At 52.3% G+C, this 16,196-nt stretch carries 15 protein-coding genes and 1 pseudogene; 10 read left to right on the top strand and 6 right to left on the bottom strand.

Features of this window, described 5'->3' with window-relative positions; translation table 11 throughout:
- Window positions 1-20: 20 nt before the first annotated feature.
- Window positions 21-1,511, bottom strand: coding sequence for a YdgA family protein (locus CG67_RS05405; RefSeq protein ID WP_025901959.1), 1,491 nt, complete (start codon window positions 1,509-1,511; stop codon window positions 21-23).
- 415 nt (window positions 1,512-1,926) lie between these two features.
- Here CG67_RS05405 and fumC point away from each other — a divergent pair, with 415 nt between their 5' ends.
- Window positions 1,927-3,324, top strand: coding sequence for a class II fumarate hydratase (fumC, locus tag CG67_RS05410; RefSeq protein ID WP_025901960.1), 1,398 nt, complete (start codon window positions 1,927-1,929; stop codon window positions 3,322-3,324).
- Window positions 3,325-3,333: 9 nt separating this feature from the next.
- Here the strand turns inward: fumC and tus are convergent, their stop codons facing one another.
- Window positions 3,334-4,266 carry a DNA replication terminus site-binding protein gene (gene tus, locus CG67_RS05415; RefSeq protein WP_025901961.1) on the bottom strand — a complete coding sequence of 311 codons (933 nt, stop codon included), beginning with the start codon at window positions 4,264-4,266 and terminating at the stop codon, window positions 3,334-3,336.
- Between the two features lie 192 nt (window positions 4,267-4,458).
- On the opposite strand from tus, the gene CG67_RS05420 reads away from it, so the two are divergent.
- From CG67_RS05420 to CG67_RS05440, 5 genes are all read left to right on the top strand, one after another.
- Complete coding sequence (locus CG67_RS05420) at window positions 4,459-5,388, top strand: ROK family protein (protein ID WP_025901962.1); 930 nt, start codon at window positions 4,459-4,461, stop codon at window positions 5,386-5,388.
- A 111-nt stretch (window positions 5,389-5,499) separates the two neighbouring features.
- Window positions 5,500-5,994: an Rrf2 family transcriptional regulator gene (locus CG67_RS05425; RefSeq protein WP_025901963.1), complete on the top strand. Its 495-nt coding sequence runs from the start codon at window positions 5,500-5,502 to the stop codon at window positions 5,992-5,994.
- Between the two features lie 177 nt (window positions 5,995-6,171).
- Window positions 6,172-6,522: a helix-turn-helix domain-containing protein gene (locus tag CG67_RS05430; RefSeq protein WP_025901964.1), complete on the top strand. Its 351-nt coding sequence runs from the start codon at window positions 6,172-6,174 to the stop codon at window positions 6,520-6,522.
- A gap of 586 nt (window positions 6,523-7,108) precedes the next feature.
- Window positions 7,109-7,579 carry a ribonuclease domain-containing protein gene (locus tag CG67_RS05435; protein WP_025901965.1) on the top strand — a complete coding sequence of 157 codons (471 nt, stop codon included), beginning with the start codon at window positions 7,109-7,111 and terminating at the stop codon, window positions 7,577-7,579.
- Window position 7,580: 1 nt separating this feature from the next.
- Window positions 7,581-7,883 carry a barstar family protein gene (locus tag CG67_RS05440; protein ID WP_025901966.1) on the top strand — a complete coding sequence of 101 codons (303 nt, stop codon included), beginning with the start codon at window positions 7,581-7,583 and terminating at the stop codon, window positions 7,881-7,883.
- Window positions 7,884-8,488: 605 nt separating this feature from the next.
- Here CG67_RS05440 and CG67_RS05450 read toward each other — a convergent pair.
- On the bottom strand, window positions 8,489-9,751 hold the full coding sequence (locus tag CG67_RS05450) for a benzoate/H(+) symporter BenE family transporter (RefSeq protein ID WP_074011135.1): 1,263 nt from the start codon (window positions 9,749-9,751) through the stop codon (window positions 8,489-8,491).
- A gap of 245 nt (window positions 9,752-9,996) precedes the next feature.
- Entirely contained in the window at window positions 9,997-12,120 is a 2,124-nt protein-coding gene (pqqU, locus tag CG67_RS05455) for a TonB-dependent receptor PqqU (RefSeq protein WP_025901969.1), read from the bottom strand.
- A gap of 512 nt (window positions 12,121-12,632) precedes the next feature.
- Between pqqU and CG67_RS05460 the strand changes: the two genes are divergently transcribed.
- The 3 genes from CG67_RS05460 (at window position 12,633) to CG67_RS05470 (ending at window position 14,336) form a co-directional block, all read left to right on the top strand.
- The gene (locus tag CG67_RS05460; RefSeq protein ID WP_160318963.1) at window positions 12,633-13,040 is read left to right on the top strand and encodes an Exc2 family lipoprotein; all 408 of its coding nucleotides are present in this window, start codon (window positions 12,633-12,635) and stop codon (window positions 13,038-13,040) included.
- A gap of 184 nt (window positions 13,041-13,224) precedes the next feature.
- Window positions 13,225-13,551: a hypothetical protein gene (locus CG67_RS05465; RefSeq protein ID WP_152975038.1), complete on the top strand. Its 327-nt coding sequence runs from the start codon at window positions 13,225-13,227 to the stop codon at window positions 13,549-13,551.
- The gene (locus tag CG67_RS05470; protein WP_025901972.1) at window positions 13,548-14,336 is read left to right on the top strand and encodes a sulfite exporter TauE/SafE family protein; all 789 of its coding nucleotides are present in this window, start codon (window positions 13,548-13,550) and stop codon (window positions 14,334-14,336) included. The genes CG67_RS05465 and CG67_RS05470 overlap by 4 nt, the downstream gene beginning before the upstream one ends.
- Before the next feature lie 75 nt (window positions 14,337-14,411).
- On the opposite strand, the pseudogene CG67_RS17360 reads toward CG67_RS05470, so the two are convergent.
- Window positions 14,412-14,621: pseudogene (locus tag CG67_RS17360) on the bottom strand (IS3 family transposase); the annotation flags it as partial.
- Entirely contained in the window at window positions 14,579-15,169 is a 591-nt protein-coding gene (locus tag CG67_RS05475) for an NADPH-dependent FMN reductase (RefSeq protein WP_025901973.1), read from the bottom strand. The gene CG67_RS05475 and the pseudogene CG67_RS17360, both read right to left, overlap by 43 nt.
- Window positions 15,170-15,451: 282 nt before the next feature.
- Between CG67_RS05475 and CG67_RS05480 the strand changes: the two genes are divergently transcribed.
- Window positions 15,452-16,054, top strand: coding sequence for a LysE family translocator (locus CG67_RS05480; protein WP_025901974.1), 603 nt, complete (start codon window positions 15,452-15,454; stop codon window positions 16,052-16,054).
- The last annotated feature ends 142 nt before the right edge of the window (window positions 16,055-16,196 follow it).

The raw sequence follows: 16,196 nt of genomic DNA on the forward strand, positions 1-16,196 counted from the left end.
CAGCGCCTGACAACAGGCTTTTACTCGCCGGTAGCCGCGTCTGCCGGAACATACTGCTGGATAAACTGTTCCAGTGGCATCTTCTGACCATTCACGGTGACATCACCCTGGCTGTATTGCAGCGCAGAGACAATGTCGTCTCCTTTGACGGTCGCCAGATGGAACATCTGTCCCATGGCAGATAATCCCTGAATCTGTTGTGACGCCAGTTTTCCGGCATCTTCAATGCTATATCCCTGAGACTGTCCGATGATACTCAGTAATTGCTGAGCCATAGGCATATTCACAGACAGGGTGGCATTCAGATTTTTCATATAACCGTCGGCCACCTGGCCCAGTGATTGCGGTGCTGTGGTCACGGTAGACGGGTCGTTAAAATCAGCTTTTAGTGAGAACCGGCTTTCACCTTTCTCATTTTTCAGCGTCAGTGAATCGACAGAAAACTCCGGTGCACCTTTCAGTATCAGTGGCAGATTCTGCAGAATGGTTTCGTTGACAGATTGCTGCATTGCCTGAGGATCGTCCTGCTGACCACTGGCGATATCGGCCAGGTTCTGTTTCACCACAGCATTGTAGTTGTCATAGAACTGTTTCACTGAGGCCGTATCGAAATTATTCAGCGATACGGTTAACGCGGCACTGCCCAGGGTTTGCTGTTTCAGCTGCACTTTATCGATAACATAATTGATTTTGCCGCCGGTTTTGCCCGCCTTGTTATCAAAGTCGCTGTTCATATTCACACCGGACACAGAAAGTACCGGCTGAGCATTAACCGCGGTAGAGAGTGATTTCAGCGTCAGTTTCTGGCTGCCCAGACGTAAGCCTTCCGGGCTGAGATGGGTATCACCGGAGAAATCAAGCCCGGCAATGGTCATATCCACCGGCAGGTTGCTGTCGTTTTTGAACTGTGCAGCCACGTCGCCGACATTCGCGCTGAAACGGATGTTATTTTGCTGACCATCCGCCGCCAGAGTAAAGACAGAAGGCTGTGCCGAAATTTTCCCGGTATTGTCGGTATAATTCAGCGCAGTGACGTCGAAAGTCGTATCACTGGATTTATCATAGCCGAGGCGGGTTTCTGCACTGACCGGGGACTGCCCGTTACTGAGGCTGAACAGCCCTTTCACTGTATCATTATTTACCAGCTCAGAATGCACTGAAGCCGCGGCCGGGACCAGGTTCAGGTGTTTCAGTTGTGACAGCGGGAAGGGGCCGTGATCGATCGTTTCGCTGAAGATCACTTTCTGACCTGGCGCCAGAGGATCATCCTGAGTCGCATTACTCCCCCCCTGTAAAACCAGCTGAACGTGTGAACTGAAAATACCGCGACGGAAATCCTGCTGAGTCAGCACAAGGTGACTATCAGGCAGGTATTGAGCAATCTGCTGATTAGCACCATCAACCAGCTGACCCATATTCGCTTCGATCTGTTTTCCGGTATACCAGGCGGTACCGGTCCAGACCACACCCAGTGCAATAACCACACCCAGAGCAATTTTTGTCTTCTTCATCACCGAGTTGTCCTTTTATCTCTAAATTTCAGCCTCTGACCCGTGAATACCGCTTACTGCTGATCCCGGCAGCCCGCTTTCCCGCCGGACTTTCGCCGGAATATCCGGTCGTCAGAAGGCTCGTTCTTCACGGATTTTCCGTCGTTCAGTGATAACGATAGCATTTTTTCAGGCACAAGCCGAACAGAAGGTGAACGGCAGTGTATCAGAGGGCGGCCAGTGCTTTTTCCGCGGGCCCGGGTTGCGGAGGTAACAGGATGTTCTACGGTTACAGAGAGGCATTTTCGCCTGATGGCAATGCCTGTTCGCAGGCAGGTGCATAATGTTAACTGATTATTTCTTTGTACCGCGTCGGCCGTGCTGTCCCCGGGTCGTCGTCCCGAAATGCCTGTCTGTATAACTTCAGGAGAGTGAAATGGCAGTTCAGCGAATTGAAAAAGATTCCATGGGTGAAATTGACGTTCCGGCCAGCCAGCTTTGGGGGGCTCAGACACAGCGTTCTCTGGAGCATTTCCGTATCTCATCGGAAAAAATGCCGAAAGCCCTGATAGAGGCATTGGCCATTACCAAGCGCGCCGCTGCCGGCGTCAATGAGTCGCTGGGGCTTCTGCCTGCGGAAAAAAGTCAGGCGATTATTGCTGCCGCCGACGAAGTCCTGGCCGGTAAACATGATACGGAATTTCCGCTGGCTGTCTGGCAAACCGGCTCCGGTACCCAGACCAACATGAATATGAATGAAGTGCTGGCAAACCGCGCCAGTGAACTGCTGGGCGGTGAACGCGGGATGTCCCGGCGGATCCACCCGAACGATGATGTGAATAAAAGTCAGAGCTCTAATGATGTGTTTCCGACAGCCATGCATATTGCGGCGGTGATTGCTTTGCATAAGACACTGTTAGTTCAGCTCAAAAAGATCACAGCGGCACTGCAACAGAAATCCCGGGCGTTTGCGGATATCGTGAAAATCGGGCGCACACACCTGCAGGACGCGACGCCACTGACGCTGGGCCAGGAAATCTCTGGCTGGGTGGCGATGCTGCAGCATAATCAGCGACACCTGGAAAACTCTCTGCCTCATCTTGCCGAACTGGCACTCGGCGGAACGGCTGTCGGTACCGGATTGAATACCCATCCGCAGTATGCGGTAAACGTTGCCAGTGAAGTGGCGGCATTCACCGGGCTGCCCTTTGTGACCGCCCCGAATAAGTTTGAGGCGCTCTCTGGCTGCGACGCACTGGTCCATGCCCACGGCGCACTGAAAGGGCTGGCTGCCTCGATGATGAAGATTGCGAACGATGTGCGCTGGCTTGCTTCCGGCCCGCGTTGCGGGATCGGGGAACTGTCAATCCCGGAAAACGAGCCGGGCAGTTCTATTATGCCCGGCAAAGTGAATCCGACACAGTGTGAAGCGATGACAATGCTGTGTTGTCAGGTAATGGGGAATGATGTGGCTATCAATATCGGCGGAGCCTCCGGTAACTTTGAACTGAACGTCTACCGGCCGATGATTATCCACAACTTCCTGCAGTCGGTCCGGCTGCTGGCAGATGGGATAGACAGCTTCACCCGGCATTGTGTGGAAGGGATTGAGCCAAACCGGCCACGCATTGAACAGTTACTGAATGACTCACTGATGCTGGTGACCGCTCTGAATACTCATATCGGTTATGATAAAGCCGCCGACATCGCCAAAACAGCGCATAAGCAAGGGCTGACCCTGAAGGCGGCGGCATTGCAACTGGGTTATCTCACTGAAGAAGAGTTTGACCAGTGGGTCAGGCCGGAGGAGATGGTTGGCAGCCTGAAAGCATAACTTTCAGGCTCAGCTGGCGGCAGCGTCAGGATCCAGCCACAGCCATAGCCGCGGGATCAGTAAGGTCATCGCACGGGCGGCGGGTTTGTGGCGGTGTGTAATGCTGTTCTGATCATAATCATTCAATTCCCCGGTGACGGGGATGCGGGACGTTTCACTGCAGAACAGTAATGGCGTCGGGCAGGGCAGTTGTCGCTGTTTACGGCTGCCTTCCGCGCGCAGCCGGGCGATGGGCTGAACTTTAACCGGCCGTTTTATCTTTAAGGGGGCATCTGCCGGCAAAGACAAAAGCGTTTCCAGCTCCTGTGCGACTTTTTCGGCCCACTGCTCCCGCGTCCATGGCGCACGTGCCCGTCCTGCCTTCAGGCTTTTTTCCAGCTGCCGGCAGATGTCATCCCGGGTCACCTTTTTAATGATATGTTTGTTTGCCCAGCCAAAATGGACCGAGGCCGGAGCCGGTTCCAGAGTGACAGAACGATAGGCATTCAGGGTAATCAGCCCTGGAAAATGCTGGTGGACAAACGGAAAGCGCGCTTCGGAAGGCAGGCCGGAATCCCGGGTGATCAGTCTTTCCAGCTGCTGTTTCAGGCGGTTTATTTCGCAGGTCTGGTCCTGCAATGCGCTGAGGCAAGCTTTATCCGCCTGGAAAAAGAGTGCGCCCGGCAGTCTGACGGCAGACCGGGTACTCAGGCTTTCAGACTGCTGTTGCATAAACAGTAATTTCAGGTGTTCCAGCGCCAGCCGTCGTGCGGTGGTGCCGCTATAGGGATGGACAGGGATCGTCTCCAGCGGTAATTGTTCATCACCTTTTTTCACTCCCGGCAGAGTGAAGACGCGGGCTGCCAGTAAGGGCAATGCCTCCAGCGCCAGGGACAGTTCGCCCAGCCGCTGCTCCATTTCATCAATACACTGACGCATTTCAGAGACCAGGGTATACCGCATAAGACTCACCTCAGTTTGCTTGTAAATTAGTTACAACATACTATTGTCTGCACAATTGTCGCGGAATGCAAGTCTCTGCGGTTTTCATCGTCAGGCAGGGAACAAAGGCCACCGCGGGCGACGACCGATATCCCCCACGGAATATTCCCTCTATACTGCGGCCAGGAGAATATGCGGTGAAGGGGAGTGATAATGAACAAAGCAGTCATGTGTTTCGATGTGGGCGGAAGTTTTATTAAAAGTGCGGTGTACAACGGCGATAACTCCTTAACGGAGATGGGTAAAGTTCCTATGCCGGCGGAGGACTGGCCTGCGTTCTGCCAGGCATTACAACAGTTACTGAACGCTGCCGCACCGCGACTGGCTGACGATTCCCCGGTGGCTGTTTCTGCGGCCGGTGTGGTTGACCCGCGAACCGATACCATACTGGCCGGAAACATTCCGGCGTTTCGCGGCCGAACCGTCGCGCGCGAGCTGAGTGTTTTTTTACAGCGACAGGTGGTGATTGCCAATGATGCCGACTGTTTTACACTGGCAGAGGCTTCTGCGGACGCCGGTGATAGCCCGTCCATTCTGCTGGGGATCATTCTCGGCAGTGGTGTCGGCGGGGGGCTGGTCATTAATCAGCAGATTATCAGTGGTGCCGGGGGCCTGACGGGTGAGTGGGGCCACGGACCGATAACGCGGACAGAATTCGATTACCAGGGGCAAACGCTGCATTTGCCGCGTCTGCGCTGTGGCTGCGGACAATACGGGTGTCTTGATACTCTGGGCGGCGCCAGGGGGCTGGAGCGTCTGTATCTGCATCTGCTGGGACGTTCTGCAGATAGCCGGACCATCATTGAACAGTGGCAGAACCACTCTGCTGATGCCCTGAAAGTGGTGACTCTCTGGAGCCAACTGGTCAGTGAAGTGCTGGCGGTGGTGGTGAATACTCTGGGGCCGGACAGAATTGTGGCCGGAGGAGGTCTGGCTTCAGTACCGGAGCTGATGAGCCTGCTGGATGAGGAACTGAGATCCAGGATCTTACGTCCCTGTCACGGGCCGTTAATCACCCGGGCCCGTTATCAGCAGCAGGGGGGATTAGTGGGGGCTGGCAGACTGGCGAGAGGGCTGACTTAAAGTTCTGTGCGGTCCGGGCCGGGGGTTGCTTCTCACGTCAGGGATAGTTTGTTAAACTTGAGAATGTTTCAGAACGTATAGTTTAAAGTATCACCTCTCAGAGGAACCGGAATGTTAGATTATCGCTTTCCTACAGCACTACAGATGGTACTGAGTGTTGCTATGGCAGAGCAGCACGGAAAACGCTCGACCAGTGCTATCCTCGCGCAGGGCATGGAATCAAACCCCAGCCTGATCCGCAAACTGATGGTACCCTTAACCCGTGATGGCATTATTGCCACCACCCTCGGGCGTACCGGATCTATCCACCTGGCCCGACCGGCTGAGGATATTTCGCTGCGTGATATCTATCTGTCGGTCACGGATGAGAAAAAGCTGCTGAATTCACGTCCGGATGTGAAGAAACCCTGCTGTGTGGTCAGCGCCAATGTCTGCTGGTATTTTAAATCGCTGGCAGAAGAGGCTGAGCAGGCCTCACTGAATGTATTGGCGAAGCGTTCGGTCGCAGATGCCCTGGCCGAAATCACGGTACGGGCAAAAGCCAACCCGCCTGTGGCTGAATACAACGCCGCAGATCATCGTGTGAGCGAAATCCCCGACAGTTAATCTCCCCGTGGCAGCAGGTATCCTCCTGATGTCACGGCACTTTTCATGTATTGCCTGAATATCCCCTGCGTCTGTAAGGCATTTAATGCAACTATTATGTTTGCATTTTAGCGATTATTGGCGCACCATTAAATGCAACTGCAACAGATACTATTTCTTTAAGTCCGGATGGAGAGACTGATGAACAGCGCTTTTTTCAACGACCTAATCAGCTGGATCGATAATCACATTGAAAACCGGTTAAACCTGGATCTGGTAGCGGAAAGGGCAGGTTACTCAAAATGGCATCTACAGCGGATGTTCAAAGAACACACCGGTTATGCCCTCGGCGAATACATTCGTAAGAAAAAGCTGGAAAAATCAGCATGCCGTCTGACATCCACCAATGACCCGATCCTGACCGTGGCTATTTCGATGGGCTTCGATTCCCAGCAATCCTTTAACCGCAGCTTTAAGCGGGAATTTGGTATGGCTCCGGGTACCTGGCGTCGTTCTTCCGCACCCGGCAGCACGCAATACCTGCATTAAGCACGGCGCCCGCCGTGCCAGTCCCCGCTGACAGACTATGCGCCACACCAGGGCAAACTGAGTGACTGATGCAGCGGGTAGCCGCCGCCCGCAATAATGTCCTTAGTTATTGTATTTAGCGGACAGATACCGACAGACTTCTGGCATAACAGACTATGCGCCACACCAGGGTAAACATAGCACCAGTGAAGTCTGCCGGTATCACCGGTACGCTTTAATTGCTCTATGATCTTTTCCCGGCAATTCATGGTGCTTTTCTTACGTCCGGGATTATCAGGGCGGGAATAGCCGTAAATATGCCGCGACGGTCCATTTGGGATGCAGGTGAGCAGGCAGGGGGAATTACTCTGCCTTAATGACACAACGCCTGTGATCATCCCCTTATGCATTCACTCCCATAGTTTCATCACACTCGCCACTGCTTCGCTGAATAAGTCTGGTCAGACATTTCCCGAAGCGTTCTGCGCGGGTATCTCTGCACCCGACCGTGACCCTTTCAGGGTTTCAACATACTGACACAGAACGAGCGCTGACAGCGGGTACAGATTAAAGGTATAGTCACTCCGGTTTATTTAAGGGAATGATTATGTCTAAAAAACTTTGGGGCGCATTAGTTATCGCCCTGATTGCCAGTTGGCTCGGAATTAAACCGGCTTTACATGGCTCTTCACCCGTCGTGCCGACGACCCGTACGCATAATTCGGCGCAGGGAGGTGTCAGTGATATCACTGCAGAAACCGCGCCACAGAAAGTCGCCGCCTGGATCCATCAGTACCATCGCTTACCGGACTACTACATTCGCAAAGGGGAAGCCCGCCATGATGGATGGGATCCTTCGGATGCGAACCTGTGTGACGTCCTGCCGGGGAAAGCTATCGGTGGCGACCATTTTTCTAACCGGGAAGGGCGGCTTCCGGATGCAGCGGGGCGCCGGTGGTACGAAGCCGATGTCAATTATCGTTGCGGGCACCGTAATGCAGACCGTTTGCTCTATTCCTCTGACGGGCTGGTATTTCTGACCACCGATCACTACCGAACCTTTACAAGGATCCCCTGAAATGCTGACTATTGTTTTTGATTTCCGTGAGATCACCAGCAGAATGGCGTTTTATCAGCATCTGGTGCGGCACAGCCATTGCCCTCCGGAATTCGGGAACAATCTGGATGCACTCTGGGACTGGCTGACCGGCGGAATGGCGTTACCGGCAGTGTTCCGGCTGGAGTCTCCATCCCGTGTAACGGCAGAGCTGGCGCCGGTGCTTGCAGTGCTGCGGGAAGCCTCCGGGGCGCTGGAAGGCCGGTTATCGCTGGTGACCGAAGAACCTGCCGGGGATGTCAGTCAGCGGCGGCCTGCTGAATAATCCGGAAGACGGCGGGAGGATTGGCCGGTGGTCATCCTCCTGTCGTCCGCCCGGGCTCAAATCTGTCCGGGAGGTACAGTCCCCGCAGATCGAATGTTATCCCCGGTTCCGTCACCCGTCCGATTAACCCTGTTCATTCTGGAATGACACGCACCTGCCTGCGGTCTTCAGTGCAGGGTTCGCTTCCCGCGCTTCTGAACTTTGCAAACTACTTCATGCTGCAAAAGCCGGGAGCCGCACAACCTTCAGCAGGGCAGATCAGTGGCTCACCCACAAAACAGAACTCGCCAGCTTTCAGTGGCCGGGACGATATCGCGATGGCGCTATTTGTGACGTGACCAGAGGGGCTTGCGGTCATAGGCTACAGAGCGCCGGCTTCCGGGGGGCTCAGTGATCAGGGGAAGTGACGCCGTCACTTTTATCCCGCACCACCCTGACGGCGGCGATATCCTCACCCGATGATCACAGGACAATGACCGGCCAGCCAGAGTGCATCTGGCCCGGGAATACAGGCAATTTTCCGACCAGTCCGGCATAACGCTGCCAGTCCGGCCCCTGACGGGCTATGAATCACCCGCACTGGCACGGGTTGCGCAGTCGAGGAGTTATTTTTTGACCGCATGCCCGACACCTTTACGACGGAAAGGTTTTTTCCAGCGGTAACCGGTGGTGCGGGTCGATGCGCTATGAACTGTTACGACCCGTCGGCTGAGCATAATATGACAGAGGCCACCGCCGATCATTCCCCAGAAGGCCGGGCCGATACCGGCGACAGAAACACCGGAGGCGGTGATAAGAAAAGTCACTATCGCCGTATCACGTTGTTCAGGGCGTTCCAGACAGCGGTGCAGGCTGGCGGCCAGAGGTGTCAGTAAGGCCAGGCCTGCCACGGTATGGATAAAAACAGGGGGGAGAGTGCTGAACAAAAGTGCAATCGCTGAACCAAATGCGCCGGTCACCAGGTAAAACAGGCCGGCTATTGCCGCCGCGATCCAGCGTTGATTACGTTGCGGATGGACGTCTTCACCCATACAGATGGCGGCGGTGATAGCCGCAATACAGACAGAAAAACCGCCAAACGGAGAGAGTAACAGGGCAACCGCGCCGGTAATGGTGGTGACCTGTGAGACCGGTACCGGATAACCATGAGCATTCAGCGTAGCGATGCCAGGCGCGTTTTGGGAGGCCATACTGACCAGGAAATAGGGCAGACCGACGCCCAGTAACAGCGGCAGATTTATCGACGGACTGATAAATACCGGGGCCGACAGGTGCCAGCTAACGCCTGACAGAGGGGTTTGCCCCTGAACGATGATCACCAGAGCTCCGGTCAGCAGGGTGAAAAACACTGCATAACGGGGTGACCAGCGGCGGGCCAACAGAAAACTCAGACACATCGCCAGACAGAGGGGCAAATTTTGCTGCAGTCCGCTGAAGGTCTGTAATCCGAAGTGCAACAGGATCCCTGCCAGCATCGCGGATGCGATAGAGGCAGGAATATAACGCATCAGTTTTGAAAATACCCCGCTGACGCCGCAGATAACGATCAGCAGATTCGTGAAGATAAACAGTCCGATAGTATCGGAGAGACTGACGCCGTTGAGACTGGTTGCCAGCATGGCAGCTCCCGGAGTAGACCACGCGGTAAGGATCGGCATCCGGTAACGCAGTGAAAGACCGAAAGAGGTGATCCCCATCCCGACCCCCAGCATCCCCAGCCAGCTACCGGTTAATGCAGTATCTGCGCCAGCGGCCCGGGCCGCCTGAAAGATAATGGCGGCCGAACTGGCATAGCCGACAAGTACGGCAACAGCGCCGGAAATAACCATCGGTAAGGTGATCGCCGGTAAACGGGAATGCAGGGACATCAGTCAGACTCCGGGTTAAAGAGGAGCACAACATAGCATTGCCGATCTCCCCGGACAAGTGGTTCTATGGCTCCGGAAGCCCCGCCAGACGCACTGCTGATGCGGTCATCATTCAGTCAAGGTGGACGATATTGGTGAAACCGCTGCAGGCAGGGCGGTTTATTGCGGTGCTGATGGCAAAGTGGAGGGAGCGCCGGTATTGGCAGCAGGTCACAGGCGGGATGCCGCCTGTGACCTTACCTGGTTTACCGGAAGGCGTAACTGACGTTCAGACCGACACCGTAATTACGGCCCGGTGCAGATTCGTAATAACGACCATTACTCTCGTTCACAATGACTGAACCGACATATTTACGATTAAACAGATTGTCGATGCGCCCGGAGAGATCTACCGTCCAGTTGTCGACCAGCCATTTGTAGCCGGTATTCAGGGAGCTGACGGTATAAGACGGAGCGCTAACAGTATTTGGGTCATCGGCTTCGATATTACTCATATAGCGAATATCGGCACCACCATACCAGCCGGAATACGGCGCATACTCCAGCCCGAGGTAACCCATGTTGCGTGCAATCCCGGGGATCCGGTTCCCGGTACAGTCGCTACCGGTGCCGGCGCAGGCATTACTGCGGTAGCGGGCATCCAGTAAAGTCCAGGAGGTGGTGAGCTGCCAGTCTCCGGCAAATTGCTGTTCAAATCCGAGTTCCAGTCCGCGGCGCCGGGTCTGACCGGCATTTTTATAGGTCGCGCGTCCTTCGTTGTTATCTGCGGACACGATTTCGTTACGGGTATCTGTCTGGAATACCGCAGCATTCAGCAGGCCGTACCCGATACGTTTTTTCGTACCCCATTCAATGGTCTTATTAGTAGAAGGTTTCAGCCCCGGATTGAGACCGCTTTTTCCGTCCGGACGGTTAGACAGTTCGGTAATGGTCGGTGTTTCGAACCCTTTACCGGCAGAAAGGTAGGTATTCCAGCTGTCATCAATAGCATATTTCAGCGAGGCTGCAGGTAACCACTGATGATAACGTTTATCGCCGCTGTCATCACCGTTCGCCAGGTAATGGTCATCCGAGTCAAAACTGATGGTACTCAGGCGTACACCCGCATCCAGTGACCATTTATCGGAAAGCTGCCAGGCGGTCTGGAAGTAAGGGTCCAGGTTCCACATCAGGTTCGTTTCATCACGGCGCAGAGCGCCTTTCTGGCCTAAGTCAGTCTGAGTGAAGTTCTGATAGCCCTTACGCTGCTCTGACATCGTTTCATAGTCCAGCCCGACGGTGGCGCTGACCGGCAACGAAAACAGGGTATCGCGGTGCGTCCAGCGGGTATCAATACCCTGATAATGACGGGTCAGATCAATCACACCGAATTTCTGACTTTTGGTCTGCGCAGTCGAAGGAATTGACTGGTATTGTGTTGTTTCACGGATCCCGGCGTAAGTCATCACACTCAGGTCATCGTTATCGCCAAAAGAACGCTCGTAATGCAGCCCGGCCTGAGTCTGATCGACCGTTTTTCTGGCGTTGTATAGAGTGACGTTAGGCGCGACCTGTTCAGGGTTCGCCCGCCATTCCTCCGGTGTCAGTCCGCCCGGATCATCGGCCTGAATATGGGTACTGTTCACCAGCAGGGTCAGGGTACTGTCATCATCGATCCGCACCCCCAGCCGGGCATTGGCCAGATTCTTGCTGGCACCGCTATGGTCCCGGTAACCGTGGGTGGTGAAACGTGAAACGGACGCCGTGTAATCCACATCGCCGGCATGGGTGCCGTCGCCGGTCGACCCGCTGGCCTGCAGGCTGTTGCGCCAGCTACCATAGCTGCCATACCAGCTACCGGCTTTCAGGGTATCCGGTTGCTGGCCTTTTTTGGTCACCACGTTGATGACCCCGCCTGAACTGTTGCCATAAAGCGCGGAGAAAGGACCGCGCAGCACATCCACATGGTCAATCGACCCGATATCAATATTCGATGTCTGGCCTTGTCCGTCCGGCATGGTGGCCGGAATGCCATCCACATAAATACGGATGCCGCGAACACCAAAAGTGGAACGGGAACCAAAGCCCCGAATCGAGAGCTGTAAGTCCTGGGCATAGTTCTGGCGGTTGAGGATTTGCAGCCCCGGAACCCCGGCCAGACCTTCAGAAAGGTTAACCTGAGGCTGGGCTCTGCGCATATCTTCACCGTAAACGACACTGACGGCCGCCGGGGTATCCAGTTCAGACAGACCGTGACTTACCGGTGTGGCAGAAACAATCATTACCGGTGATGAGGTATCCGTCCGTGACGGAGTGGCTGCCAGACCTGCCGCCGGGAAGATGACCGGCAGGATCAGACTGGCTTTAAGCTGTGGTAGTTTAATTTTCATTATATTAAAAGCTCGCAACAGGTTAATGCGTAGCAGGAAATATTAAATTTCACTGAATCGTCGGCGATGTTACCTCTTTTTTCAGAGCTTGTTAAAATGTAATCGTTTTAAGGGGCAAAAAAATACCGTCGCGGGGCAATTTACTTTTAAATGCAGCATACTATTCCATAATCTGCCGCGATACAGAGACAAAAACCCGCTCCGCCTGGCGGCGTTTCCGCGATATAAAACCGGGAGTCAGCCAGCCTGCTGAATTGCTGTGGATTATCGGGGCACCAGAGTCTGTCGGAAGGGTTGACGTGCCGCCGACGCCAGAGTGCATTAGTGAATAAACAGGGCATAGCGCACACAACCGCCATGCACAAAGCATTATCCGGCCGTTGGAGTGCGCATAAAACAAACAGAGTAAGGAATTGTTCAGATATCAGCCCGTACGGATTCCGGTACGGTAAAAATATTATTCGTTTATAAATAACGGCTAACAAATTAATAATTTCATTATGGGTGCTGAAATGCTGATTAAATCTTTACCCCCACTGGTCTTTATTACACTGCTGCTGAGTGGTTGTGTCTCCGATAATAGTATCAGTCGCCATGCGACTGATCTGATAGCGCAGTACCGCGCGCTGGGAACCGACCCGGAAATGTCTGTCAATACGGCAGACAGTATTAAAGGTGCCCGTCAGTTTTTACAGCCCTTTTATGACTTAGGAAAAGTCGACCGTGATAGGGGATTCAGCCGTGCAGAGGCTCAGAGAAGGGTTGAGAGTTTTGAAGGGCTACCGATGTTCAAGGCTGCCGCGCAGCATGAAAGATTCAATAATCAGTCCTACAGCACTGAGCATCCTGAACAGAAGGCGGCGTTAGCGCTCTCCGCGGCCACAGAGACCTATATGGATGGCTACAACGGTAAACCGTAAATTTTTTTCTGGAGCGTTTGAGAGGTACGAGCAAACCACGTTATGATAAATAGCACGGCTAACTTGAGAGTGATCTCTTACCTAACTACAGGGGAGTTATGACATTTTATAGAGCAATGCCGCAAAAGATAAATCTTACGCTGTTTCTATCCACGAGATAGATGAATTTTGGGATGCCGGACCCGTGTTGTTCAAAAAATTCGGGAGTTTTGATTATAGACGTTGTTTCCTGCACTCAATTTTTGACGCAGGAAAGCAGTCAGGGAAATTTTTATTAGATTCCTTACAAAAATTTCTTTTCAGCAAAAATATTCCAGGCATCACGCAGGATGCTCACCAATATTGGGGTTTTCCAACAAAAGATGAAATAAAGAAAGGTGAGGGTAAAGGCATAGTCATTTATAATCATCAGAAAATATTATATTTTTATATGAAAATATTTTTAACTAATTCCACTTCCGAAAAAATGGACTTATTCACTAAAAAATTAATAAATGGTGATTTAAAATGAATGAGTTGATTATTATATCCCTTGCTGGTTTTCTTACCGGGATTACAACGTACATGTTTGGCTTCGGTGGAGGGTTCGTAGTAGTACCCTTCGTATATCAGATGCTGTCTAACCAATATCCTCATAACCCAAACGTAATGCATGTTGCGGTAGCAACCTCTACAGCTGTGATGATATTCAATTCATCATTCGCTACCTACATCAACTGGAAAAAAGGAAATATTTCCAAAAATCTTGTTTATCCACTGATAATTTTTATTGCCCTAGGGGCAGTTCTTGGATCATTGATGTCTGGTGCTATTAATGACCATTTCATACGATATGCATTCATTGTCTACATGGTTATTACAATCATTGATTGTCTCTTCAGAAAAGGATTTTTCAAGCAGGTATCGAAGAAAGAGTTGAGTGTTCAAACCTACTCTGTAGGTGGAATTTTTATTGGGATTATTGCTACGATCCTTGGTGTTGGAGGTAGTGTCATGACAGTACCCTTGCTAAGGAGACATGGTAACACTATGTCAGATAGTGTTGCGTGCGCCAATCCTCTGACACTCCCGATGGCTATATTTGGTTCTTTTGTTTATTCGCTGTATTCGTCAGACACAGGTATGAAGGATTACCATTTCATAGGTCTTATTAATATCAGTATTTTAATTTTATTGGTTATATTCGGCGGGTTTGGTATATCTCTGGCGAGATTTATCCCAAAAATACCTGACTCAATTCACTCTAAAATATATATCTGGCTACTTATTTGCGTAACTATTGCCATAACAGTATAGGCAGTCCCCAAGTACCTGTTTATCTACAGGTACTTTGGGACTGATCTTACCTAGTGGATCGCCACGGATAATCCAGACACTTCTGAGCCGTTGATAATATAGGTTTTCATATTCAGCCGGTGGCATCTGCTCGCCCGAACCCTGCCGACGCTCACTGTTATAAAACATTTCGATGTAATCAAAAATATCGCTTCTGGCTTCGTTTCTCGTTCTGTGGATCTTTTTCTTAATCCGTTTGCGTTTCAGTAGCTGGAAAAAGCTCTCCGCAACCGCGTTGTCGTGGCATGCCGGCTCGTCAGTGTCAGAAGAATAACTTCCCACAACCGGCGCAAACGGGAGTTAATCTCTGGTTGTTCGCACAATTTTGCGGCAGACAACCCGGGAATGACGTAAGGCTCAGCAAGCGAGGCAACAGGGCTGCATGACGCGCTATATTGCGCGCCCATAACCGTGATTATTTCGATTAACTGAGCATGCGCGATTCCGGCCCGGGGAGAGAGGTTGGGTATCGATACCGGTTTATCTGTGAACTCTCCGCTGGAAACAATCCAGTCGAGCGCATTTTTAATTACACCAGTGACACCATGAGCATATTCAGGACTGGCAATAATGACCAAATCAGCGTCCTGCAGATTTCTTCTCCAGTCAGCAACCTCAGCGACAGGCATTGTCTCATCATCCGGATTAAACAAGGGGAGCAAATCCAGCCCCGTCTGAAGAAGGACGTTGATATTGTCTGGTTTTAGCCGGGCCAATGCGTTTAAGAAGGTGCTGTTAACGGATGCCTCTCTCAGGCTTCCGGAAACGGCTAATACATTGAATGTTTCAGGCATGCTGTGTCACTCTGGTAAATTAAGGTACTCCTGAATTTATCCTTTATGGTAAGTAATAACTACGCACATGACGGTTTTTTATTACGTCTGCCAGCCTGTTACGTCACAAGGGCATTCTCTTACCGTGAAGAACCGGGTTTCTACGGGTATGACTCTGACTGTGCATCAGGGAGCAACGACCCTGGCCCGGAAGGACGGGGCGTATTTATTACTATTATCAATGCTGTGCAGTCAGACACTGACCACAGGGTATCTGCTAACGGATATGTATTCTGCTATTTTATGGAAATAAATCTTATTGGTTTTTTGCCTGCATTATTGCCGGTAGCGCTGACCCCCGGTGCCAGTTTTACACTTGTGATGAGCAGCGCGTTATCGGGCGGGCGCAGAGGGTTGTTCAATACGCTTGCCGGAACTGCATTGGGGATCTATACCCATGCGCTCCTTATCGGATTGGGGATATCGGCAGTCATTGTCACGGTACCGGCACTCTTTGCGGTACTGAAAGTCGCCGGAGCTCTCTGGCTGCTCTGGCTGGGGGCGACACTGATCCGTAGCGGGATGAAGGCCCGGCAGGGCGTTCTGCCGGAGGCCACGGAACCGGTCAGTTTGCGGGGCGCGTGGACAGCCAATATCCTGAACCCGAAAGCGATCATTTTTTATCTGACCGTTGTTTCACAGTTTGCCGGACAGCAGGGCGGCATTAGCCATTATCTGATGCTGGCTTCCGTCCATGTGATGGTAATGAGTTTCTGGCTGGTGGCGGTCAGCCAGGTTCTTATTTTTTCCGCAAAGAAAACGAATACGTTGGTGCTAAAAAAAATCATTAATATTGCAGGCGGTTTACTGCTTATCGCTTCGTCCCTGCACAGTATCTTCTGCTGACCGGCCGGTACGGGTTATCCGTTCACTACGTGTTTGCTCAGCCACGATACCGGTGTACCGGCCAGAAAAGAAAGCCCTCAGGCCCGGACATCATACCCGGCGACAGCCGGTATTCCGTATTATGTCACGGGCACGCGCTCAT

Origin of the sequence: Tatumella sp. UCD-D_suzukii, assembly GCF_000611875.2 — a bacterium.
Taxonomy (GTDB): Bacteria; Pseudomonadota; Gammaproteobacteria; order Enterobacterales; family Enterobacteriaceae; genus Tatumella; species Tatumella ptyseos.

Coding starts and splice junctions, on each gene's coding strand:
- CG67_RS05405 (WP_025901959.1), bottom strand. CDS start 1,511: ATGAAGAAGACAAAAATTGCTCTGGGTGTGGTTATTGCACTGGGTGTG.
- fumC (WP_025901960.1), top strand. CDS start 1,927: ATGGCAGTTCAGCGAATTGAAAAAGATTCCATGGGTGAAATTGACGTT.
- tus (WP_025901961.1), bottom strand. CDS start 4,266: ATGCGGTATACCCTGGTCTCTGAAATGCGTCAGTGTATTGATGAAATG.
- CG67_RS05420 (WP_025901962.1), top strand. CDS start 4,459: ATGAACAAAGCAGTCATGTGTTTCGATGTGGGCGGAAGTTTTATTAAA.
- CG67_RS05425 (WP_025901963.1), top strand. CDS start 5,500: ATGTTAGATTATCGCTTTCCTACAGCACTACAGATGGTACTGAGTGTT.
- CG67_RS05435 (WP_025901965.1), top strand. CDS start 7,109: ATGTCTAAAAAACTTTGGGGCGCATTAGTTATCGCCCTGATTGCCAGT.
- CG67_RS05440 (WP_025901966.1), top strand. CDS start 7,581: ATGCTGACTATTGTTTTTGATTTCCGTGAGATCACCAGCAGAATGGCG.
- CG67_RS05450 (WP_074011135.1), bottom strand. CDS start 9,751: ATGTCCCTGCATTCCCGTTTACCGGCGATCACCTTACCGATGGTTATT.
- pqqU (WP_025901969.1), bottom strand. CDS start 12,120: ATGAAAATTAAACTACCACAGCTTAAAGCCAGTCTGATCCTGCCGGTC.
- CG67_RS05460 (WP_160318963.1), top strand. CDS start 12,633: ATGCTGATTAAATCTTTACCCCCACTGGTCTTTATTACACTGCTGCTG.
- CG67_RS05470 (WP_025901972.1), top strand. CDS start 13,548: ATGAATGAGTTGATTATTATATCCCTTGCTGGTTTTCTTACCGGGATT.
- CG67_RS05475 (WP_025901973.1), bottom strand. CDS start 15,169: ATGCCTGAAACATTCAATGTATTAGCCGTTTCCGGAAGCCTGAGAGAG.
- CG67_RS05480 (WP_025901974.1), top strand. CDS start 15,452: ATGGAAATAAATCTTATTGGTTTTTTGCCTGCATTATTGCCGGTAGCG.